Source organism: Anaerobiospirillum sp. NML120448 (assembly GCF_023050945.1).
GTDB lineage: Bacteria > Pseudomonadota > Gammaproteobacteria > Enterobacterales > Succinivibrionaceae > Anaerobiospirillum.
The window spans coordinates 89,339-113,046 of record NZ_JALKIM010000002.1 but is presented as its reverse complement, the minus strand read 5'-3'; the positions used below and the strand labels follow the sequence as shown (position 1 = coordinate 113,046).

Sequence of the window (23,708 nt, the reverse complement as noted above, 5' to 3'; positions counted from 1 at the left end):
CTTGTAAAGCTAAATGCTAGGCAGCAATAAGCTGCTATCTTTTAGTTTTGTGCTGCAATCAATCTTTAGCTGCGTACTTTAGCGCACATTAAATCAGCAGAGCAAACAACCTCGCCATCAACGGTTGCTACACCCTTGAAGCTGGCAATACCACGCTTTTCCTTGAAGAACTCAACATCAAGAACTAACTGATCACCAGGTACAACTGGTCTTCTAAAACGGGCATTATCAACGCTGGCAAAATAGTAAAGTTCACCAGGCTCTGGCTTACCTACCATGGTAAAAGCTAACACGCCAGTGGCTTGAGCCATAGCTTCTAAAATAAGAACACCTGGGAAAATTGGCTTACCAGGGAAGTGACCTTGGAAATAAGGCTCATTAAAAGTTACATTCTTGATGGCCTTAAGGGTCTTGTGCTCCTCAGTAATGGAGTAGTCAACGACCTTATCGATCATTAAGAACGGATAACGATGAGGCAAGAGCTCCATGATCTCTTCAACATTTAAGGTCTTCTTTTGAGTATTCTCGTTACTAGATGTCACTTGATTCCACCTTGATAGTCACCACAATTTCACCAGCTAGTTGGCACTATACATAAACTTTTATTACAAGGCTAATGCATACTGCCAATTAGCTGATAGCTTCTTGCTAAATTTAAAATGTCGATTCATTTGCTCTTTGCAAATAAAGAACATGATTTATTAGCCAATTTAGCGCTCATATCATACCATTTTTTGACTACAAAAAATTAAAATAGAGCGCTAATTAACGCCAAGAAGCGTTTTTAATTACCTTTTAAGCTTTTAACTTCCTTTTCCAGCTCCATTAGTTTGCGATACATATCATTAATATGGAGCACACGGGAGGCAGTACGACGCCACTCACTATTAGTTTGAGCAGGAATGCCTGAGGAGTAAATAGCTCCACGCTCCTTAATTGAGCGCATAACCATACACATACCTGAAATGGTTACTTGATCTGCAATAGAAATATGGCCATTAAATACTGAGGTGCCACCGATAATACAGTATTTACCAATAGTTACAGAACCTGCAAAGGTAGTACCACCAGCTACAGCTGTACCATAGCCAATCTTTACATTGTGAGCAATTTGACAAAGGTTATCAATAATTACATTAGACTCGATAATAGTGTCGTCTAAGGCACCACGATCAATACAGGTATTAGCGCCAATTTCGACAAAGTCACCAATAACCACACGGCCAGTTTGCGGAATTTTAACCCATTGTCCTTTATTATTGGCATAACCAAAGCCATCAGAACCAATTACTGTACCTGATTGTACTAAGCAGTTAGAGCCAATCTCACAATCGTGATAAAGGCTTACTAAAGGATAGAGCTTAGTATGAGCACCAATCTTGGCCTTAGGGCCAATTACACAATTAGCACCAATTTGTACATGATCCCCAATTACTGCACCCTCTTCAATTACTACATGAGCACCAAGAGCAACATTTTCTCCTAAGGTTACACCAGGGGCCACATAGGCTGTAGGATGAATGCCTGTAGCAATAGCAGGAGTGGTATCGAGCATTTGAGCTACACGAGCAAAGCCTAAATAAGGATCAGCTAAAATAATGGCACTGCACTTAACATGCTCTTTAAACTCAGGCTTAATCATGACACAGCTAGCATTGGTCTCATCTAGCACGCAGCGATACTTATCATCAGATAAAAAGCTAATCTGACCAGCCTTAGCAGTCTTTAAGTTGGCTACTTTTACGATATCGACCTGTCCATCACCAATAAATTCGGCATTTAGCTGTGCGGCTATGTCCTTAACTAACATGGGTCTACCCTCCTTCAAGTTCAACCAACAAAAAAGCTACCATGATAGGACTAATAAGATAAAAATTTCCTAACCAAGGTAGCTTAGAAAAACTAATAAAGTTAACTTAGTGTTTGATCTTAATATCATTCTCTTTAACCACTAAAGAGAATGATTTACAAAATTACTTCTTAGCAGATACGCGCTTGATAATATCCTGAGAGATATCTAAAGCTTCGATAGTGTAAGCAATGCCTTCACCACGTAATACTAAGTCAATGCCACGCTCTTTAGCAATGTCATCAATAGCAATTTGAACGCTCACAGCTAACTTACGATTTTCCTCTTGGATACGCTTTTGCTGATCTTCTTGAAGAGCACGGGCCTTAAGTTGGAAGTCAGCTTGAAGTTGAGCAATTTCACGTTGCTTGGAAACAAGATCATTGCCCTTGTACTTACCAGAGTTGATTTCCTGACCTAACTTAGTGCCCTTTTGCTGCATATCTTGAAGCTCTTTTTCACGAGCGGAGAACTCCTTAGATAAGGCCTCCTCTACAGCCTTAGCCTGAGGGATTTCGCTCATAATTAAAGGAAGATTAATTACGGCGATGGTTGGGCTCTTGGCAGCTGGTGCAGCAATAGCAGCAGTCTGAGTAGCACCTAATAAAGCAACACTTAAAGCTGAGGCTAATAAAATTTTCTTAAACATCATAATTTTCCGTTTTAGTACTAAAAAATCTTTGACTAATCCTAAATACTTTTTAGAAACGACCACCAATGTCGAAACTAAATACCTGGCTATCATCGCCTTCTTGCTCCTTAACAGGACGAGCAAAGCTAAATGATAATGGGCCTACTGGAGACATCCAAGTTACAGAAACACCAGCGGCTGCACTGTAATTCATTGGGTCTGAGTAATCAGGAGCGTTGGAGTAACCAGCAGTGTAATCAGAGGCGTTAGTATCCCATAAGGAACCTGCATCTAAGAATAAGCTGGTACGAACCTGGCTCTTGTAAATCTCAGAGATGAATGGGGTTGGAACAATAATTTCAGCAGAAACAGCCCATAAAGCATTACCACCTAAATTATCGTCATCATCAATGGTAAGTTTACCGCCCTCAGCAGGATATAGTGCACGAGGACCGATACTGTTACGCTCGAAACCACGTAACCATTGATCGCCACCTAAGTAGAAGTTATCAAAGAATGGTAGCTTCTGCTTTAAGCCATCCACAGTACCATAACCATTACCATAAGCACCACGACCTCTAATAGCAAAAATGAAATCGCGATTGTCATTTAGAGGGAAGTAGTGGAAGGTCTGAAGATCAATCTTGTAGTACTGTAAATCAGAGCCCTTAGGAATAGTGGTAAATAAAGAAGCATTTTGTCTTGAACCAGAGGTTGGGAATACGCTGCGGTCAAGATTATTGCGATTTACGTTAACTCTGAAGGTATAGTTTACAAAGTCATTGGATAGACCACCCTCGCCATAGGTGCGCCAGAAGTCAGCTGCTTGTAAGAAGATCTTATTAGACTTAATATCAAGCATTTGTGCGCCTAAGGTATAGGTGACATATACATTATCAGAAATTGGATAACCAGTGCTGATATCTAAACCAATGGTTTGATTGTCATAAGAAACCACATCAGCATCATCACCATGGAAGTTGTCATAATAAACACGACCACCCATAGAGATTTGATCAATAGACCAGTAATTGTCGGTATAGCCAAGCTCGACGTGCTCACGATAATCGTTTTGGTAAGCACTAACATTGGCACTAGAACCCCAACCAAATACGTTGGACTGGGAAATACCAGCCTGAAGCATAAAGCCTGAGGAGGTACCGTAACCAATACCACCTTGGATACTACCAGTTGGCTGCTCTTTTACGGTTACGTCTAAAGCTACAGTATCACCGTTAGCACCAACACGCTTGGTCTTAATATCAGCAGTCTCGAAATAACCAGTACGATTTAAACGGGCCTTAGAAGCCTCTACAGCCTCATTAGAAAGCCAAGTCTGATCCATCTGATTGATTTCACGACGAATTACAGTGTCATCAGTTTGAGTATTACCAGTGATATTTACATTAGTTACATAAACACGCTGGCCAGGCTCAACCATAAAGTTAAGATTTACAACTTTATTAGTCTCATCATACTCAGGTACAGCTACTACCTTAGAGTAAGCATAACCAAACTTACCTAAGTAGTTAGTTAACATCTTCTCAGTTAAGGTAACTTCACGAGCAGAATAAGTGCTGCCTTTTTCAAGAGTGATTAACTCTTTCATTTGTGAGCCGTACTTAAGGGTATCACCTTGTAAGGTGCAATTACCAATAGTGTACTTATCGCCCTCAGTAACTGCGATTGTTAAATAAAGGCTCTTCTTATCTGGAGTAATAGAAACTTGGGTAGAGTCAATATTGAAACGTACATAACCACGATCTAAGTAGTAAGAACGTAAGGTTTCTAAGTCGCCAGAGAATTTTTGAGCGTCATAACGTGAGTTGGAAATAACATTCCACCAAGGAACATCATCACGTAACTCTAATTGGGCAACTAATTCATCTTCGCTAAAAGCCTTGTTACCAACAATATTGATTTGATCAATAGAAGCTGGCTTGCCCTCATAGAATTGAATCTTAATTTCGACACGGTTACGAGGCAAATAAGTAAGCACAGGCTTAATTTCAGCCTGATACATACCAGCAGAGTGATAGAAGTCTAATAAGCTTTGCTCAATTTGACGTAATGTTTGAACATTAATTGGCTCACCTGGACGTAATCCTTGTTGCTCAATTACATTACGTAAGGCCTCTTCTTGAATTTGCTCATTGCCAGCAAAAGTAATAGAGCCAATAGTTGGCAGCTCAGTTACATTAACAACTAAGCGATCGCCCTCTAAGCCTAATGACACATCAGAGAAGTTGCCTGTGGCGTATAAGCGCTTCATGGCCAAAGATACTTTATCCTTGGTTAATACATCACCTTGGCGAATAGGAAGAGCTAAAAGTACTGCACCCAAGCTAACACGATTGAGACCACGAACTCTAATATCCTGTACTACTACGCCATTGAACTGTGAGGCGTTGGCTAAAGAGTTAGTAGCAAGGGTGTTTTGTGGTGCTGCATAAGCAGATGAGCTAAAAACCGTCATTACGGCTAAAGCAAGTCCACTTAAAAGAGATCCTTTTATGTACTTCTTATTTGTCGACATCTTGAACCCAAAAATTAAACGAGTTTAACACCCGATCGTTTTAATGCGTATCACACTAAGCAAACTAAGTTTTAATAGTGTAATACATCAATGAATATACCAAAGTGACAAGCGCTCGCATCAGGCACGAGCCTTATCATTGCTAATTGCCAAACCTTAAAACCAGCCGACAACTCATAGCAAATTCACTATTTTAACCTAAAGAGCGGCTAAATCGTTAAAAATAGCTAACATTGTCAGTGATATCAATATGGTAAGACCGATAGCGGTCAATACTCTTTGTACTCGCTCGTTAGGGCGACGGCCTGTAATTTTCTCATAAGCCAAATATATAAGCTGTCCACCATCTAATACAGGAATAGGTAATAAGTTAACCACACCTAAGTTAATAGACAAAGTAGCTAAGAACCATAAAAATGCAGAAAAGCCTATATCAGCAGAATGGCCTGCACCTTTAGCAATAGAAATTGGACCTGCAATATTTTCTGTACCAAGCGCACCAGAGATCATTTTCTTAGCAATCTCTAAGATCATGACACTCATACGCAAGGTGTCTTGCGAGGCCTTAACCACAGCATCAATAGGCCCATAATGAGTAAATGTGACTACCTCATCTATTTTAAATACGGCAATACCTATACCTATATTAGGGGTGTATTTTTGCTTTTGCTTATTATATTTCATAATAGGAGTTATCTTAGCTTGATGGATCACACCATCTCTTTGATACTCAAAGAGCATAGTCTTTTCACCATTAAGTTTGATAGCTCTTACTACGTCAGGCCAGGCAGGAGTTGGCACCCCATTAATGGCAACAACTTTGTCACCAACTCTAATACCAGCTAGATCTGCTACCGATCCTTTTTCAACAAAGCTTAAAGCTTCATCATACTTTCCTAAGAGCGGAGCAAAACCTAGGCTTTCTAGCACATCTTGCCTTGGATCAACATGTAAAGTGCTCAGATCTAAAACGACCTTACGCTCAGCGCCCTTACCCATATCCTCAACTACTGTTAATTCGATTTGGCCACCAACATCAGCGATTACTTCGGTAACGAAGTCTCCCCAACCATAGATGGTTGAGCCATCGACCTCTTTAATTAAATCTTTATCTTTTAACTGGGCATTATAGGCAATACTACCTGGCTCAATCTCTGAAACTACAGGAATAATATTGGCTACACCAACCATATTCATTATGGTGTATAAAACCATAGCCAAAATAATATTAGAAATAGGGCCAGCAGCAACGATTAAAGCTCTTTGTCCTACTGTTTTATCACTAAAAGAGTCCTTGGCGTTACTAGAAACAATATGGGCAAAATCAGTTTCAATCTCATGAGGGCTGTCTTTGGCGCTGCCTTTAGCGCTGCCTTGTTCCTCTTCCTCATCGCCATTTTCGCCCTTCATTTTTACATATCCACCCATAGGGATTAAAGATAAGGCAAACTCAGCACCATCTTTCATAGTGCGACGATAAATCACAGGGCCAAAACCAATGGAAAAGCGATAAACTTTAACTTTACAAAACTTGGCTGCCAGATAGTGACCTCCCTCGTGAATAACTACCAATAACCCTAAGGCTAAGGCAAAAAAGAGCAAATTCCACAAGGCCGAAGTCATTTTACATCCTCATTAAATTACCAAATAAAAAACAAATTGCTAATTTTAGACCAATTTCATTAAAAAAGGTTCACTACAAATCTATAGAAGTGCCATATATTAGCAAAATCTTAACTAGATAAGATCATAGTTAACCTTATGAGTAATTTCAGGGCACGCCACCGTCATGCCCCTAGCGCCTGCGCTAGCTTGGCTTGCGCCAAGCGCACCAGCAGACGCAAGCTTGCGCTAGCTTGCGTACACCATCAAGGCCAGCGAGCATGGGCTTTTGCTAGCGCTCAAATAAAAAAACGCCCTAAAAGATTAATATCCTTTAGGACGTTTTTATAAAATTAAGCTAAAGCTTTAAATTACTTGGACTTGCTCATATTCACAAAGCGAACAACGCTCATATGAATTAACTCACCCTTAACCTTAGGGCTGTGAGCCATAAGCTCTTTGGCGTGAGAGATTGGTAAAATTGGAGCCTTTTGAGCAATTAACTCTTCTGCCTTTTGGTAAATAGCTACACGCTCAGCACCATCTGGAGTTTTTAAGCCATCCTTGATGCACTCAATAAACTCTGGATCTAACCATAAACCTTGGTTAACAATTGGGTCGTTGGTAGCTAAGATGTTGATGAAGTTATCAGCATCACCATTATCACTACCCCAAGCAGTAAAGCCCATATCCCAAGCATCAGTTAAGGTCTTGGCACGGTAAGTATTCCAATCTAAAGCATTAATTTCAGCCTTTACACCCACCTTGGCTAAGTAAGCTTGAATAGCCTCAGCTAATACTAAACCACCAGCAGTGTTGGATGGACGAGCATTAGTATAGGTAATGATCTTTAAGGTCTTAACACCCTTTTGCTCTAATACCTTCTTAGCTTCTTCTGGGTTGTACTCAGAAATGGCAATCTTATCGTTGTTACCAGCCATTAAGTCAGGGAAATAAGTCTTGGCATAGTCAGAGTAGCCCTTGTATAAGGTATTTACTAACTCAGGAACATTGATAGCCTGAGAAATAGCTTTACGAACCTCAGGATCGGCAGTTACATAGCCCTCACGAGTGTTGTAGAACATGTAGTTAGTGCTCATACCGTCACGCATGTAAATCTCAGAGCCACCCTTCTTGAGCTCATCTACTACGTTAGCATCAACACCGTTGATTACGTCTACTTCACCGTTGTTAAGAGCAACTACACGAGCGGAGGTGTCCTTCATAATACGGTAAATTACGTTCTGTACAGCAGGCTTTTGACCCCAGTAATCTTCATTGGTGGTCATAATAATTTGCTGACCCTTATCCCAAGCAACAAACTTGTATGGGCCAGTACCACATGGGTTCTCCATGAGGTTGTTATTAAATTTCTTTAAAGCAGTTGGAGAGGCAATTGGAGCAGCATAGGTCATAGCCATGTTGCGTAAGAATGGAGTTTGTCTCTGCTTTAAAGTTACCTGTACAGTGTACTCATCTAAAACCTCAGTCTTAGCTACATCACCAAAAACAAAAGGAGCATAAGACATCTTAGGTACTAAGTTCTCTGGGCTCTGACGATCGAAGTTGAACTTTACAGCATCAGCGTTAAAAGGAGTACCATCGTGGAACTTAACGCCCTGACGGAGCTTAAAGGTATAAACTAAACCATCATCGCTAATAGTCCAGCTTTCTGCCAAACAAGGCTCAACCTCAGTAGAACCATGCTTAAAGCGTAATAAAGACTCATACATACCTACAATTAAGTTGCCAGAGTCCATATCATCAACTAAAGCAGGATCTAAACCTAAAGGCTCAGTAGATGAGGCAAAGAATAAATTATCTTCAGCTTTACGGGACAAAGCGGCGTTAGCAGAGCTAATACAGCTCATAGAAATGGTCACTGCTAAGGCAGCAGCAAGCAAAGTCTTGCACTTGCTTAATCGCATAGTATGAGTTTCCTTTTAGTTGTGAACACAAAAAATTTGCTACAAATGAAAAAATACTTTTCTCTTAGGTACTTTTTAATTTAGAGCAAAAAAAATTACAAAGTTGTACCTTAATCATTATTGAGGGAAATTAAGCCAATCACTCAGGTACATATAAAAGTGGTGCTCATTATTAGCAAAGTAGCCATAATGTGCAAGATTTAATTTGCTAAGGGCCAGCGCCGATCACATTCCCAAAATATAATTGAACCTTAAAGCCAAAATATATTGAAAAAATATAGACGCATATCGATATTGATGGACGTAAAAAAAGAGAGCTATCTTGAGCTCTCTTTTTTCATTGAAGTTAGTAGGATGACTACGATTTGAAAGAGGCAACAAAGTTTTGAGCCAAGGTGCGAGCCTGAGCATCAATGGCTAGAATTTCCTCTAATTCGTAGGCACTAGAGCCACTAATAGAATTAAGTACGTGATCTACTACTTTGGCAATACCAACAAAAGGAAGGCTCTCATTTAAGAATGATGCCACAGCTACCTCATTGGCGGCATTAAGCGCAGTAGTCATAGCCTGACCACAAAGACTTGCCTCCATGCCTAAAAATAAACATGGATAACGATCTTTTTGTGGCTCTCTAAAAGTCAAAGCGCTAATTTTGGTAAAGTCTAAAGCTTCTACACCAGCAGTCATTCTTTGTGGATATGACATGGCAAGAGCAATAGGAGTCTTCATATCAGGCTGGCCAATTTGAGCCATAATAGCGCCATCCACATATGAAACCATGGAATGAATTACTGATTGTGGATGGATAATAACTTTTACTTGCTCTTTAGAGGCATTAAACAAATAACGAGCTTCAATGTACTCTAAAGCCTTATTCATCATAGTAGCTGAATCTACTGAGATTTTAGGGCCCATTGACCATACAGGATGATTAATGGCCATAGCAGGAGTAACCTTATCAAGCTCAGATAATTGGCAATCTCTAAAAGGGCCACCTGATCCTGTTAATAAAATCTCTCTTACGCCTACAGCTGCTAAGTCACAAGAACCCATCTTAAGCTGCTCAGAGGCAGGAAGGCATTGGAAAATAGCACTATGCTCACTGTCTACAGGTAACACTTGAGCCCCATAGCGCTTAGCCATATCAAAGAATAATTGACCTGACATGACTAGGGCCTCTTTATTGGCCAAGCAAATACGACAACCTGTCTTAATAGCGGCTAGTAATGGCTTTAAGCCAGCAGCACCTACAATAGCGCCAATGACCATATCAGCCTGACCATCACCAGAGAGTTCAATTACACCCTGCTCACCTGAGAGCACTTCAACCTTACTAGCTAAAGCACTCTGACCATTATTTAAAATGTCCTTGAGCTCTTTAGCGGCATGCTCATCAAATAGAGCCACTCTTTTTGGCTGAAACTCACAAATGAGATCGTACATTTTATGAGCATTAGTAGCAGCAGCTAAGCCATGAACCTCATATTGATCTTTATGAAGGCGTAATAAAGAGCAACTAGCATCACCAATAGAACCAGTAGCACCTAATAAGGTAACCTTTTTAAGTGATTTTTCATTAGCATCAAACATTAGAACAGCTCTCCACTTACTAGCCAATATAAGCCCATAAATACTGGAACAGCCGCTAACTGAGAATCAATACGATCTAGCATGCCACCATGGCCAGGGAAAATCTTACCTGAGTCTTTGATTCCTACTAAGCGCTTTAACATACTCTCCATAAGATCACCAAAGACTGAGAAAATAATGGCACCAAAAGCAGCCACTAAAAAGCCTAATTCATCCTGAGCAAATACAGAGTAAAAGTTATAGTGCTTAGCTAAATACATAACAACAATGGCTAGCACGATACCGCCATACATGCCCTCATAAGTCTTTTTAGGACTTACTTCTGGCATTAATTTGGTTTTACCAATGCTACGGCCAGTAAAATAAGCACCAGAGTCAGCAGCCCATACCAAAGCCATGACACAAAGAACTAAATAGGCACCTTCATTGTAGTTTTGAGCAAAGTTAGTTGCTCTTAAGATCAATAAACCTTGTAAGAAAGGTACAAGCATTAACAAACCAACAATAACATTGATAACCTTATTGTTATGCCATTGAGCATTATTAGGGTAACTTTTAACTAAAAATATGGAGATAAACCAGAAAGGTAAAGCAGCTACCACTAAATACTTCATATAAAGTGGAACACCTTGCTCGATATAGTTTCCAGGAGGGGCAATAGCAAACATTACTGTTGATGCAATAGCTGCGACTACCAAAAATGGAATACGGCTCTTAAACTTTAATAAAGGGCCCATTTCATAGGCTGCGACCATATAAATAAAGAGAGCACCAATAGTAAAAATGGCATAGTCTGCAAAAAACAACCACAACACCACTAAAGCAATTAAGACTGATCCTGTGGCAATTCTAACGCCCATAACAAAGAGCTCCTTTTATCCAAAAACAAGCGCATTAACTGGCAAGATTTCATTAAAGTATGAGAAATCTTAGATAAGATCTGACATAAGGCATGATGTTCTTATATCAAGCCTATGACACAAAGAAAAAGCAAATGAATAGCTTAACAAATAGCTAGCAATGAGAACAACTTATTAACCTGTTTAGGTAAATATATTGTGATTTGGGGCTAACAATTGCCTAATATTTTAGCACTGTATAAAAAAATAAGCTGTCTTATAGTCTCTAAGACAGCTTATCTAAAAAAGTATAGGAAAATCTTGTCTCAAACAAGAACAAAAATGATATGCCCACATAGCTTTTACTTTTTTGCAATTTGTTCCGAGGTCATACCAAAACGACGCTCTCGAGAATTAAAGTAAGTGAAGGCTAATTGTATTTGCTCCTCATCAAAATCAGGCCATAGTGCATCACACACATAAAACTCACTATAAGCACATTGATAGAGCAAGAAATTACTAATACGACTTTCACCACCAGTACGCACTAACAAATCAACATCTTCAATTACAGCTAAACGCTGTTGAATGCTTTGTTCATTAATGTCTTCTAGTGCAATGTTGTTTGCTAAAGCATCAGATACTAAGCTCTTAGCAGCCTGCATAATATCCCAACGGCCACCATAATTAATAGCAATATTGAGAATCATGGCACTATTGTGCTCAGTTAGCTGCTCTAATGATGCAATGGCATTTTTTAATTTGTCGGAAAAACGGCTTAAATCACCGATAAATTTAACTTTAATATTGTTCTTATGGAGACGGTCTCTTTCGCTTTTTAGCACAGATGCAAAGAGATCCATTAGACCTGATACTTCTTCAGGAGGGCGCTTCCAGTTTTCTGATGAAAAGGCAAATAAAGTAAGAATTGATACACCATGAGACGCACAAAATTCAACAGTACGTGTTACAGCTTTAGCTCCTTGGCGATGTCCCATAAGTCGCATCATGCCACGCTTTTTAGCCCAACGTCCGTTGCCGTCCATGATAATAGCAAGATGGCGAGGCACACTTACCTCGCCAGGATGTAGTAAATTTTGCATCGCTATAGGAGTTAATTAGATTTCCATTAACTCTTTTTCTTTATCAGCTAAAACAGCCTCACACTGCTTAATAGCAGCATCAGTCAGTTTTTGAATCTGCTCTTCGCCAGCCTTCATCTCGTCTTCAGAGATAGACTTGTCCTTTTGCAAATTCTTTAAGGATTGATTGGCATCACGACGAACGTTACGAATCTCTACACGAGACTGCTCAACTTCACCACGAACAATCTTAACTAAGTCCTTACGACGCTCCTCGGTTAATGGAGGAAGTGGAACACGGATATCAACACCAGCAACTACTGGGTTTAAACCGAGCTCAGACTTTTGGATTGCCTTCTCAACGTCCTTGATAGCATTACGATCAAATACGGTGAGTTTTAAGGTACGAGCATCTTCAACGTTTACTTGAGCTACCTGACGTAAAGGAGTTGGGCTACCATAGTAATCAACCATGATGCCATCTAAAATGCCAGGTTGAGCACGACCAGTACGGATCTTGTTTAAGCGGCTGCTTAAGCTCTCCACGGCCTTCTTCATGCGCTCTTGAGCATCGTTTTTAACGTCATTAACCATAAAATATCTCCTTAACTAAGAGATGAGTGTACCCTCATCCCCTCCTGTTGCGGCATTTAAAAGAGCACCATCTTTGGTCATAGAGAAGACACGAATCTTCATATTATGATCACGAGCCAAAGCAAAAGCAGTTAAGTCCATAACTTGAAGCTCTTTGGCAAGAACCTCTTTATAAGTTAAGGTCTTATAAAGCTGTGCAGTTGGATCTTTCATTGGATCAGCGCTATATACGCCATCCACCTTGGTGCCCTTTAAAACTTCGTCGCAGTGCAATTCTACAGCACGTAAGACTGCTGCTGTATCAGTGGTAAAGAAAGGTGAACCTGTACCACCAGCGCAAATTACTACTGAACCTTGCTCTAAAATTTCACGTCCTTTCTGGGCTTGATATTGCTCAGTAATAGAAGCAATACCTTGAGCTGACATTAAAACGCATGGAGTGCCCTGACGAATTAATTCGTCACGCATTGCTAAGCCATTAATAACAGTTGCAAGCATACCCATATGGTCGCCTACGGTACGATCCATGCCTGCCTTTTGCAAAGCAGCGCCACGGAAAATATTACCGCCACCAATAACTAAAGCTACTTGAACACCCTGATTCTTAATTTCGATGATGCTCTTAGCCATGTTAGCTAAGATTTCTGGCTCAATACCGAATTGAGTAGCACCACCTAAAGCCTCACCAGAAAGCTTAATTAAAATTCGACGAGAAGATTTTAGTGACGAAGTCATTTAATTTGCCTTTATTACTTGTTGGATGCAGCAGCGATTTGAGCTTGAACTTCAGCAGCGAAGTCGTCGTTCTTCTTCTCGATACCCTCACCAACCTCAACACGGATGAAGGACTTAGCGGTAGCACCGTGCTGCTTTAACATCTCGCCAACACTGATGCTTGGATCCATAACAAATGGCTGACCAGTTAAAGAAACTTCACCAGTGAACTTCTTCATACGGCCTTCAACCATCTTCTCGGCGATCTCTTTTGGCTTGCCAGAGTTAACAGCGATCTCGATCTGAATCTGACGCTCCTTCTCAACAACCTCAGCAGAAACGTCCTCTGGGTTTACAAAGTCTGGCTTGGAAGCACAGATGTGCATTGCAACGTGCTTAGCAGTCTCTTCGTCGCCGCCTTCTAATACAGCAACTACACCAATACGCTTGTTGGAGTGAACGTAGATACCTAAGTTATCACCAGAAACACGGAAGATACGGCGAATGCCTAAGTTCTCACCGATCTTAGCAACTAAAGCAGTTAAAGCCTCACCAACGGTCTGATTGTCGTCGTACTTAACAGCCTTTAAAGCCTCTACGTCATCGGTCTTAGCAGCTAAAGCGATTTGGGCAACCTTGTTAGCAAACTCGACAAATTCAGCATTCTTAGCAGCGAAATCGGTCTCGGAGTTTACCTCAACTAAAACAACCTCATTACCCTCGTGAGCGGTAGCAATGATACCCTCAGCGGCGGTGCGAGTAGCCTTCTTAGCAGCCTTTAAAGCACCAGACTTACGCATCTCTTCGATTGCAGCCTCAATGTTGCCATCGGTAGCAACTAAAGCCTTCTTACAATCCATCATGCCTGCGCCAGTAATGTCGCGTAACTCTTTAACAAGGGCAGCGGTTACGTTAGCCATTATTATTTCCTCAACTAATTTATAAAAGGCAGGATATTCCTGCCTGATACTGGTAAATAGAACCTGTTAGCAGCTCTAGAATATTAACCTACTATATTACTTTAAAAACCTGTCTTTGATTATGTTTAGATGAGACTATTTATAATTTTAACTATTTTAAAAGGAGTACTGTGAAAAATAGTTGTGAGAACAAAGATGGGATCTAAAGCTTCAAGCTATTTTAGCTTGCTGTCGATTTTTATAGGGATAAGTACAATGCTCTATTATGAGCGTGTCTTCTTGTTCTAGAGACTAAAGCAAGCAACATATAGGTTTTATGCCTGTAAGTTGCTTGCTATAAGGTATAAGAGTTTTATCTCTTAATATGAGATAGCACGTAAATTACGTGCTTAGGACTAATTAAGCCTCTGCAGTAGCAGCAGCCTCTTCAGCCTTAACCTCAGCCTCAACTGGTTGCTCAGCCTCAGCACGGTTCATCTCAGCACGAGCTGCGTTGATGGTCTCAACAGCGCCCTTTAAGTATAAGTCGATAGCGCGGATTGCGTCGTCGTTACCAGGAATTACGTACTGAACGCCATCTGGGTTAGAGTTGGTGTCAACTACTGCAACAACTTCGATACCTAAGTTGTTAGCTTCCTTAATAGCGATGTGCTCAACTTCAGCGTCGATTACGAATAAGGCATCTGGAAGACCGCCCATATCCTTAATACCGCCTAAAGAACGGTTTAACTTCTCGAGCTCGCGGGAACGTAATAAAGCTTCCTTCTTGGTGAGCTTCTCAAAGGTGCCATCGGTAGCCTGGATCTCAAGCTCCTTTAAGCGCTTGATGGACTGACGAACAGTCTTCCAGTTGGTGAGCATGCCACCTAACCAACGGTGATCAACGTAGTATTGATCGCAAGCCTTAGCAGCAGCGCTAACCTTGTCAGCAGCAGCACGCTTGGTGCCTACGAATAAGATCTTACCCTTGTGAGCAACAGTGGAGCTTAAGAAATTTAAAGCTTCTTCGTAGCACTTAACAGTCTTATCGAGGTTGATGATATGTACGCCATTACGAGCACCGAAGATGTATTGCTTCATCTTTGGGTTCCAGTAGCGGGTTTGGTGACCGAAGTGAACACCAGCCTGTAACATATCGCGCATCGAAATAGTAGACATGAAATAATCCTATAAAATAAATTGGGTTATGCCTCCACTGTCCACTCTTCAAACTAAGCGCTTGAAAACTTCCTAGAATCTTTACTCTTCTAACAGGGCAATCAATAAACTTGTGTTCTCTTTGTCTATGGTATCCATAGCAAAGACTAATGATTGCTATTTAGAACTTGAATAAAATCCTTTTGTTGCTATCCCTCAGCCTAACTTTTAACTTTATAAGCCAGGTCTTACACTCGATAGCGTGTTTCCAATTTTTTAAGTATGGTCTCTTATTAAAGCTATTGGCAGTTAGTAAGAATAACTTAGGTTACCTATTGTTATCTTTTCTGCTTTGTCAAAAGCCTTATGCCATTTACTCAGGCCCAAGCTATGGTCAAGAGCTTTAAATCATGGCGAGAGTTTGATGCTTAAGCACTAACATAAAACTATGGTTGAATGTCGATGCAAGCTAACCAACTTTTCTAACACCTAGCACCCTGATAGAGCGTTTTAGAACAGTGTGTGTAATACAAAAGAGGTTTAAAAAAATTCTTCCGCCTCTTGCAAACCCCACCTGCTGGCAATTGCATCTCCTAACAGGTTTCATTCCGATTTCTCGTACAAAATTCACAAAATGTGACCTTTGCAGCAAAAGGCAAGCTATTTTAGCATAGGCTAAAAAAAATTTTTAGCATATTTTTCGATTTTTCTTAGCTCTTTTTTACCAAATAAATCACCTTGGTGCCAACATCCGCTCCACTCTTAAAACCAGCATATAAAAGCCGCACTTACAAGACCACCAGACTACCTAATCAAAAAAGCCCACTTGCCCCTACCTCAACCATACAAATCGACATAAATCAATTTTATCCATCACCCAATCACCTTGCCACCACCCTAGCCACACCAAGCACCTAGCGCCAGCCAAGCTGGCGCTATTACTAGTTAACACAGCCCCAGACCAAACTCTAGTTGATTAATATGTAAAGTCTACAGGCCAAGTTTTTATCAGCCATGGGCTTTTCCTATTGCTAAGCAAGCTGTGCTTGGTACTGGTATTTTCTATTTGGCAGTTAAAGTTATTCTTGATAAGAAAGGCAATAAAAATGGTGAGGCTTTAGGCTTGTCAGCTGCTAGAAGTATTAATAAGCATCCCTTTGGTTAGTATGAATCAGGCTTCTTAACTTAGATTGAAATGGCATCTAGGATCTGAATCTTGTGATTTGGGAATTGGGAGTGGTGATAGGCTGTAAGCTTGGATAGCGTCTATGCGCTAGTGCTGAGATATCAGCACTAGCGCATAGGATGCTTGTTTTGAAACTCTAATCGTTTTTTAAGAGCAGTTCATCTAAGTGGAACATGCTGTAAACAGCGCTATAACTTGAGTTAAGAGGTAAAGCATTGGCTATACTATTTTGGCTAATCTCAAGCATGTCAGGACTAAATGGTTTGCCTTGGAAATTAGAGCGAATGCCTAAAGGTACAATGCAAATAGTTAAAACTAAAGCAAGAATGTTGTACTTGAAAGTTCCTTGGCGATAGCTACGCATAAAATAACTATTGAGCTTAAATCCCAAATAGAAGCTAAGTAAGGTACCAATAAAAGTACTAAATAACACTAACTTATGAGCTGACCATAAAACGCTAATTAAATCACTAAAGTCTGTTAGATAACCTACAAAGATATGGTTGGGTCTAGTGCCGTAATCTGCGATAAACCAAGGAGTAAGCAACTCATTAAAAACTAAAAAGGCAAAAGCCAAAGTGCCATAGACTCTAATGATAAATAAAATGATACGAGGCACTCTAACATAAGGATTCATTGAGCCTATCAATAAGATCAGTAAAGGCAATGCATATAAGCCGCAGACTGAGGCAAAATCAACACGTAAACCTTGAGTTAAAATCCACCCCAAAGACACATCTGTAATTGTGTCTAACTGCCATAAAGAAAGGCAAATTCTAGACAAGCTTAAAAACAACATGGCGGTGATAGCCATTGCCACAATTGGCCCTACACCATAGTGCATGCGTCTTCTTAATCTAATAAGTTCAATCATGCTTAAGCCTCAAAATATTATGGTAGGCACATGCCCAAAATTATGTACATTAAAATCTAGTAGCTCTAAAGATGCTTGCAACTAACTCAAAATAGAATTCTCTTAACTAAGAGCGCCAACCAATTACATTGTTTTAGCTTAGAGTTGATGCGCAACAAATATATTAAACTCAAAAAAACAATTTTTCATACTTTATTAATTAAGCATCATTTGAGGGCAATTTGCATCACTACTAACAAAAAGCATGGTGCGCAGTGCGCACTAGAACGTGGTACGAAATACCATTCGTTGCGCTAGAGACAATCTTTTATCAATAAGTGCAATCTGTAGAGCAATAAGCACAGAGTTTCAAGTGCTACTGAGTTTAAACGTTCGTAGTTCACAGCATGCAGAGTGAAGAACAAGGTACCCTGGCGCTAAGCGCAGCACAGTGTTAAGACGCTGGGCGCAAGTAAACAGCGCAGCAGCACAGCAACTAGGCGCTGGTGCGGCAGCGAGGAGAAGCTAAGCGCAGCGGCGGCAAGGCTGATGGGACTGGACGATGGTGGGGGTGTTTTAAAGGAAAGTTTGTAAGATAGAGGACTGTTTGGGCATTAAAAAAGCACCTTAGAGGGAGTCTCTAAGGTGCTTTTTTAGGCGATAGGTTTGGGCTAAAAGGCTGGAACCTATCTTTTACAGCTAGCTATTAGTCAATTTTGCCTTCACGCAACTTGAAGCGAGCTAAGCTAGCGACTAAGTCATTAATAGAGTTAACCGATAAATCACAGCGTTGTACTGCCTCTTCAGCAGAGCTTACAATCTCCTCAGTATCAGAGGTGATCTTTTGCATATTAGCTGAAATCTCAGAGGTAGCAGTAGTCTGCTCTTCGGCGGCTGTTGCAATCATACGAATTTGGTCATTTACCTGACCTACGTACTCAATAATGCTGTTAAGAGTGCTCTCAATATCAGCAGCACGATCAGCTACAGTATTGATCTTCTCTACAGACTCATTCATGGAAGCAGTGGCCTCAGAGGCATCCTTTTGCACCTGGCTAACCATGGCAGAAATCTCTTGGGTAGAGGCACTAGTACGAGATGCAAGGGCACGAACTTCGTCAGCTACCACGGCAAAGCCACGACCAGCCTCACCAGCACGAGCAGCCTCAATAGCAGCGTTTAATGCTAGTAAGTTAGTCTGAGCGGCAATCTCATCAATGGTACCAACAATAGAGCCAATCTTTTGGGTTTGCTCAGCTAAAGCTTGAACCTTCTGAGCATCTTCAGTGGTGTACTTAGACTGATTACGAATGTCCTCAATAGTGGTACGAATTAACTTCACACTATCCTGAGTTACGTTGCTTGATTGATCCGCAAGCTGAGCAGCACGCTCACAGTTAGCAGCAATTTCTTGAGTAGTAGAAACCATTTGATTAGAAGCAGCAGCCACAGAAATAACCTGCTGTTCAGCCTCACGAGAAGAGGTCATAATGCTATTAGCAGAGTTCTTGGTACCGTCTAATTCTTTATTAAGGTCAAAAGCTAAGTTTCTAATTAAAGATACAGATTCACTTAAGTCATCACGCATTACACGTAAGGCTTGAGCTAACTCACCAAATTCGTCCTTACTATAAATTTTAACTGGTACATTAAGATTGTTCTTGGCAATTTCGTTAGCAGCAGCTACACCAACACGTAAATTAGCACTAATAGCAGCTGATACATAAACAGAAATTAAAATGCCTACAACTACGATACCAGCAGCAATAGCTACTACCACGAAAGCCATAGTAGTATCTTGTAAGGAACCTACAGATTCCTTAACATTGCGCACTACCGCACGGCTCATAGTAGCTGTAATTTTGGTCATCTCTGAGGAAATTGGCTGCATCTCAGATAAGAAAAAAGCTAGAGCATCATATGGTTTGCCTGCATCAACTAGCGGAACAATTACCATGTGATAAAGCTCTTCGTATTGCTTTGCAAGCTGATTTAAACGATCTAAAGAATTACCAAAGTATTGGCTATCAACTTTAATCTTATCTAATTCACTGGCAGCTGAAGTCAAAGCTTTCTCAAACTTGGCACGATTATCGGCGTTAACGTTGCCTGGAGTTAAATAGTTAGATAAAGCATTATCAGATTGAACAAAACGACTATTAGCTATTAAGACACGCTCAAATCGAGTATCAATTAATTGTCTAACGTCATCAGCAACACTGGTACTAGCAAATAAAGCCTGTACTGAAATGGTTGCAATACACATAGTTAAGAACAAAATGATACCAAAACCCATTAAGAGTTTAGTTCTCATTTTGACATTACTAATAATCGACATGATAACTACTCCCTAAATCCAGCCATATTCTGGAGTTTAAACTCAAGCCCTATTAAAAGTTTCGTGTCAAAACATATCTTTAGTACCAAAATCAACAAAACCTAATAATAAAAAATTATTTTTGATACTGAAAATACCTTAACTACATGAAGTTCTGCAGCTAAGAAAACTTTAAACACTTGATACCCAAATATCATATTACTAGCTAGTACTGGATTTCAAAAGTTCGTCCCCCTTAAATGCTACTTAAAGCTAGTAAACTCGAGGTTTTGCTAATTTAAAACAGGGGAATAAACTTTTGAAAGCTAGTACTAGCTAACTAGTATAGATATATAAAATCTAAGGTTACGATAATAAGACCTTGCTCTACTAAAAGCTATCTTTTATCTCCCTTAGCTCACGCACCTAATAGTTAAGACTATTAGATAGCAAAATCTTACTTAGCCTGCCACTTGTTTTTTATGGAATCAATAGTGCCATCCATAAACATTTGCTCCATAGTGTAAGCAATGATCTCACGATAAGGAGAGTCTTTAGTTAACAGTAAAGCAAATTGGCAATCATCAGCACCAAAAGTATCATTGGTAATTGCTAAGTCTAGAGCCGGCATAACACGAGCAAAATCAGCTACTTCAGGACGGTCAAAAATAATGCCATCCATTTTGCCTCTTGCCACTTGGAAATAAGCTAACATTACATTATTAAAAATCACAGGTGTAGCATGAAACATATTGGCATAATGCTCAGAGGTAGATCCCATTTGCACGCCAATAGTCTTACCCTTAATATCAATTAAAGTTTTAATGTCAGGATTATATTTCTTGCTATAGAGCAAAGCCAAAGATGACTCATAGTAAATTGGAGAAAAATCAAATTCTTCAGTACGAGCTACGGTATAGGAAACACCACCACCCAAAATATCAGCTTTACCAGTGCGAACACGCTCCATACCATCTGTAAAAGCCTCAGGGAAAATACGGTTTTCAGTAAGTTTAAAACCTAAGCGCTTTTGTAATTCTAAAATAATATCAACATCAATGCCTTGTGGATGTTCTAAGTCATCGGTTAAAAATGCTAACGGTGCACCAACGGGATTAATAACTACCGTTAGTGTTTTACCTTTTAACTCTCCTGCTGCTAAAACATTGGTAGATAGTCCTAACCCCAACATTAAGGCAGACAGTAATACACCTATTCTCTTTACTACTCTCATATCTATCTGTCTCTAAATAATAATAAAGAAACTTTTAAACTTTCGCCAAACAAAAAAGTTGTTATTAATTACAAGAATTAGTTCTCACTGCAAACTAATCTGTTCATTGCAAAAAATATATTGCTTGCTTATTTTTCAAATAGCTCCTCTGGGAGATTAAGAAATAATTATCTAATCTGCCTTATTTCTAGGAATTAAGTTAAGTGCTAATTAGATAAGTTATTTTTTCAAATCCCACAAAGAAGCAAATTGAACGACTATTTTAGATATTGCGGATTAATTATGAGTTAAAACCTTATTAAGTGCACTAATGGCCATTATTTGGTTTTCCACTTTTCTAAAATACTATCTATTGTACCATCAGCCATCATCTCCAAAATGGTCTGAGAGATTATTTTGGTATAAGGAGAGTCTTTAGCAAGTGCAAAAGCATACATACAACTCTCTTGACCAAACTCACTATTAGTAACATCTAAATTAGCTGATTTAACATTCATGACAAAATCTTTAATTGGAGGACGATCATAAATTAGACCATCTAAATCACCATTGGCTACCTCAAAGGCAGCTAAAGTTAAATTATTAAAATAAACAGGTGTTGCTCCCAAAGCCTCAACATATGGAGTAGCTGGAGAGCCTTCCTTAACACCAATTCTCTTGCCTTTAAGATCTTGTTCGCTAGTGATATTGCTGCGCTTGCTATAGAGAACACCTAAACTAGATTGCCAAAAAACTGGGGTAAAGTCATAAATTTGAGCACGTTCTTCTGTATAGGAAATACCGCCAATTACTAAATCAGCTGTTCCATTACGTAAACGGGCAAAGCCATCAGTACGTGGTAGAGGATAAACACGGTTATCTTTAATATTGAACATTAAGCGTCTTTGGAGCTCATAAACAATATCAATATCCACACCCATAGGATGAACCAAATCATCATGTAAAAAGGCTTGGGGTGCACCAACTGGATTTACGAAAATTGATAAAGTAATATGTTGCAACTCGCCTGCAGCTTGGGCAGAAGAAAGAGAACAAACAGATAAAAAGGTGGAAACAATTCCAGCCCAAATTTGGTTCTTCAACCTCATCACCAGCTCCCCCTTTTAATCACCTAAAAGGTAGATATCTTCAATAGAAATTCAACAACTAAATTACCCATACCTAGCTTAAAAGCCTTGATTGATGTCATTCATGGTATAGGCAACAATAAAACGGCTGTTCATTCTGCCTTATGTTTTTTTAAATTTGTAGCTAACCAAAAGAAAACATTAGGACAAAATTAACTACATAAATGAATTTTGCAAAGATAATTTAAAATCAATACCACACAAAAAGTACTAACTAAAAATACTTATCAAGTACTTTAACGACCAACTAAGCCATTTTCTTAAATTAAAAAATTCTTCTGGCCATTATATTAGCAATTTGTCCTAGCTATACATCCTGAATACTTTTTTGGATTAAGTGTCATAACTTTGATTTTTAGCGCAAAGAGCTGTTTATAAAACCTAAAATAATGAGCTTGGAGCTTAAAAAAATTTGTAGGACAAGCTTTTTAAGAAAATTGTTTTTTTTACCATCTAAATTTGAATTATTAGTGCTCCATCTTGCCCTCAAATAGATATAAATTATCATATTGATAATCTTATATAAAATTTAAAAAATTACCAAACCATTTTTTCTGAGGTATAGCCATATAAACAAAAAAAGGCACAGGTTGATGCCCCATGCCTTTTCCTTAAGCTCAATATAGTCTGTAGTAATCTATTCTGAGAACCATTTTTTGCGTAGCTTGTATAAAGTTCCATCAGCTTCAAGACTATTTAGAGTTTTATTTATTATTTCGGTGTATGGTGAGTTCTTTTGTAAGTAAATGACAAATTGTCCACTGTAAATATCAAAAATATCATCAGAAACAGCCAGATGGAAAATAGGCATTGTCTTAGCAAAATAAAGTAAGGAAGGACGATCGGCTACTACAGCATCTATTTTACCTTGGGCTAACTCATAAAAAGCCAACACACTGTTGTGAAACAAAATGGTCTTGCCGCCTAAAACTCTATTTACATAATCCTCAGCTGGGGAATTAGGCTTAACACCTACTAATGAACCTTTTAAGGAGGCCAAAGAGTCAATTTTCTTGGTATTAGGAGAGTAAATATAGCTAAGACCTGAGCTAAAAATTACTTTAGATGCCTCTGACTTATTAAGTCTCTTTTCATCATAGGTAATACCACCTATCAAGATATCTGCTTCTTTAAGCTCAAGCATCTTAAAGCCATTTTCTGTACTGGTAGGAAAGAAGCGATTTTCCTCGAGCTCAAAACTTAGTCTTCTTTGCAAAGCGTATATAACATCAATATCATAGCCAATAGGACGAGCAAAATTACCCTCTAAAAAAGCAAAAGGAGCATTATTTGTTTCGACCATGATCTTTAGTTTTACTCCTTTAAGGGCTTGTAAATACTCAACATGATCACCCTTTTGATCTAATCTAATAATGGCATTAGCTGGCGAACAAACAGCACAGCTTAACCCTACCATTAATAGAGCTATCACAGTGCCAATATTAAGGCGTATCACTTTTGCTAAACCTAAACATTTACAAAGCAAGGATTGCTGTCTCATTGGTTTTAACTCCAATTAGCGATCTTGTTAAACTCTAAATAAGACAACAGCGCACAAAGTGCCTCAT

General features: G+C 39.4%; 18 protein-coding genes. All 18 read right to left on the bottom strand.

Annotated elements, in window-relative coordinates:
• Nucleotides 1-65: 65 nt before the first annotated feature.
• On the bottom strand, nucleotides 66-542 hold the full coding sequence (fabZ, locus tag MXE38_RS01015) for a 3-hydroxyacyl-ACP dehydratase FabZ (RefSeq protein WP_348647347.1): 477 nt from the start codon (nucleotides 540-542) through the stop codon (nucleotides 66-68).
• 242 nt (nucleotides 543-784) lie between these two features.
• Nucleotides 785-1,810 carry a UDP-3-O-(3-hydroxymyristoyl)glucosamine N-acyltransferase gene (gene lpxD, locus MXE38_RS01010; protein ID WP_246910154.1) on the bottom strand — a complete coding sequence of 342 codons (1,026 nt, stop codon included), beginning with the start codon at nucleotides 1,808-1,810 and terminating at the stop codon, nucleotides 785-787.
• Nucleotides 1,811-1,973: 163 nt separating this feature from the next.
• Nucleotides 1,974-2,501: an OmpH family outer membrane protein gene (locus MXE38_RS01005; RefSeq protein WP_246910151.1), complete on the bottom strand. Its 528-nt coding sequence runs from the start codon at nucleotides 2,499-2,501 to the stop codon at nucleotides 1,974-1,976.
• A gap of 49 nt (nucleotides 2,502-2,550) precedes the next feature.
• Entirely contained in the window at nucleotides 2,551-4,956 is a 2,406-nt protein-coding gene (gene bamA / locus MXE38_RS01000; RefSeq protein ID WP_246910149.1) for an outer membrane protein assembly factor BamA, read from the bottom strand.
• Nucleotides 4,957-5,214: 258 nt separating this feature from the next.
• Complete coding sequence (rseP, locus tag MXE38_RS00995; RefSeq protein ID WP_246910148.1) at nucleotides 5,215-6,639, bottom strand: RIP metalloprotease RseP; 1,425 nt, start codon at nucleotides 6,637-6,639, stop codon at nucleotides 5,215-5,217.
• 350 nt (nucleotides 6,640-6,989) lie between these two features.
• A complete protein-coding gene (locus MXE38_RS00990) occupies nucleotides 6,990-8,546 on the bottom strand; it encodes an ABC transporter substrate-binding protein (protein WP_246910146.1) in 1,557 nt (518 codons plus the stop codon).
• A gap of 358 nt (nucleotides 8,547-8,904) precedes the next feature.
• Nucleotides 8,905-10,137: a 1-deoxy-D-xylulose-5-phosphate reductoisomerase gene (gene ispC, locus MXE38_RS00985; protein WP_246910144.1), complete on the bottom strand. Its 1,233-nt coding sequence runs from the start codon at nucleotides 10,135-10,137 to the stop codon at nucleotides 8,905-8,907.
• Nucleotides 10,137-10,997: a phosphatidate cytidylyltransferase gene (locus MXE38_RS00980; RefSeq protein ID WP_246910142.1), complete on the bottom strand. Its 861-nt coding sequence runs from the start codon at nucleotides 10,995-10,997 to the stop codon at nucleotides 10,137-10,139. Before MXE38_RS00980 ends, ispC begins: the two co-directional genes overlap by 1 nt.
• Nucleotides 10,998-11,338: 341 nt before the next feature.
• On the bottom strand, nucleotides 11,339-12,079 hold the full coding sequence (uppS, locus tag MXE38_RS00975; RefSeq protein WP_246910140.1) for a polyprenyl diphosphate synthase: 741 nt from the start codon (nucleotides 12,077-12,079) through the stop codon (nucleotides 11,339-11,341).
• A 15-nt stretch (nucleotides 12,080-12,094) separates the two neighbouring features.
• Nucleotides 12,095-12,652 carry a ribosome recycling factor gene (frr, locus tag MXE38_RS00970; protein ID WP_246910137.1) on the bottom strand — a complete coding sequence of 186 codons (558 nt, stop codon included), beginning with the start codon at nucleotides 12,650-12,652 and terminating at the stop codon, nucleotides 12,095-12,097.
• A 15-nt stretch (nucleotides 12,653-12,667) separates the two neighbouring features.
• The gene (gene pyrH / locus MXE38_RS00965; protein WP_246910134.1) at nucleotides 12,668-13,387 is read right to left on the bottom strand and encodes a UMP kinase; all 720 of its coding nucleotides are present in this window, start codon (nucleotides 13,385-13,387) and stop codon (nucleotides 12,668-12,670) included.
• Between the two features lie 14 nt (nucleotides 13,388-13,401).
• Nucleotides 13,402-14,286 (bottom strand): translation elongation factor Ts, encoded by an 885-nt coding sequence (gene tsf / locus MXE38_RS00960; protein ID WP_246910131.1) that lies wholly within the window; start codon nucleotides 14,284-14,286, stop codon nucleotides 13,402-13,404.
• 399 nt (nucleotides 14,287-14,685) lie between these two features.
• Complete coding sequence (rpsB, locus tag MXE38_RS00955; RefSeq protein ID WP_246910127.1) at nucleotides 14,686-15,444, bottom strand: 30S ribosomal protein S2; 759 nt, start codon at nucleotides 15,442-15,444, stop codon at nucleotides 14,686-14,688.
• Nucleotides 15,445-16,745: 1,301 nt separating this feature from the next.
• Nucleotides 16,746-17,483, bottom strand: coding sequence for a hypothetical protein (locus MXE38_RS00950; RefSeq protein ID WP_246910124.1), 738 nt, complete (start codon nucleotides 17,481-17,483; stop codon nucleotides 16,746-16,748).
• Between the two features lie 685 nt (nucleotides 17,484-18,168).
• Entirely contained in the window at nucleotides 18,169-19,800 is a 1,632-nt protein-coding gene (locus MXE38_RS00945; RefSeq protein WP_246910121.1) for a HAMP domain-containing methyl-accepting chemotaxis protein, read from the bottom strand.
• 436 nt (nucleotides 19,801-20,236) lie between these two features.
• Nucleotides 20,237-21,013 carry a transporter substrate-binding domain-containing protein gene (locus MXE38_RS00940; RefSeq protein ID WP_246910119.1) on the bottom strand — a complete coding sequence of 259 codons (777 nt, stop codon included), beginning with the start codon at nucleotides 21,011-21,013 and terminating at the stop codon, nucleotides 20,237-20,239.
• Between the two features lie 317 nt (nucleotides 21,014-21,330).
• Nucleotides 21,331-22,101 (bottom strand): ABC transporter substrate-binding protein, encoded by a 771-nt coding sequence (locus MXE38_RS00935; RefSeq protein WP_246910117.1) that lies wholly within the window; start codon nucleotides 22,099-22,101, stop codon nucleotides 21,331-21,333.
• Between the two features lie 676 nt (nucleotides 22,102-22,777).
• The gene (locus MXE38_RS00930; RefSeq protein WP_246910115.1) at nucleotides 22,778-23,557 is read right to left on the bottom strand and encodes a transporter substrate-binding domain-containing protein; all 780 of its coding nucleotides are present in this window, start codon (nucleotides 23,555-23,557) and stop codon (nucleotides 22,778-22,780) included.
• Nucleotides 23,558-23,708 lie beyond the last annotated feature (151 nt).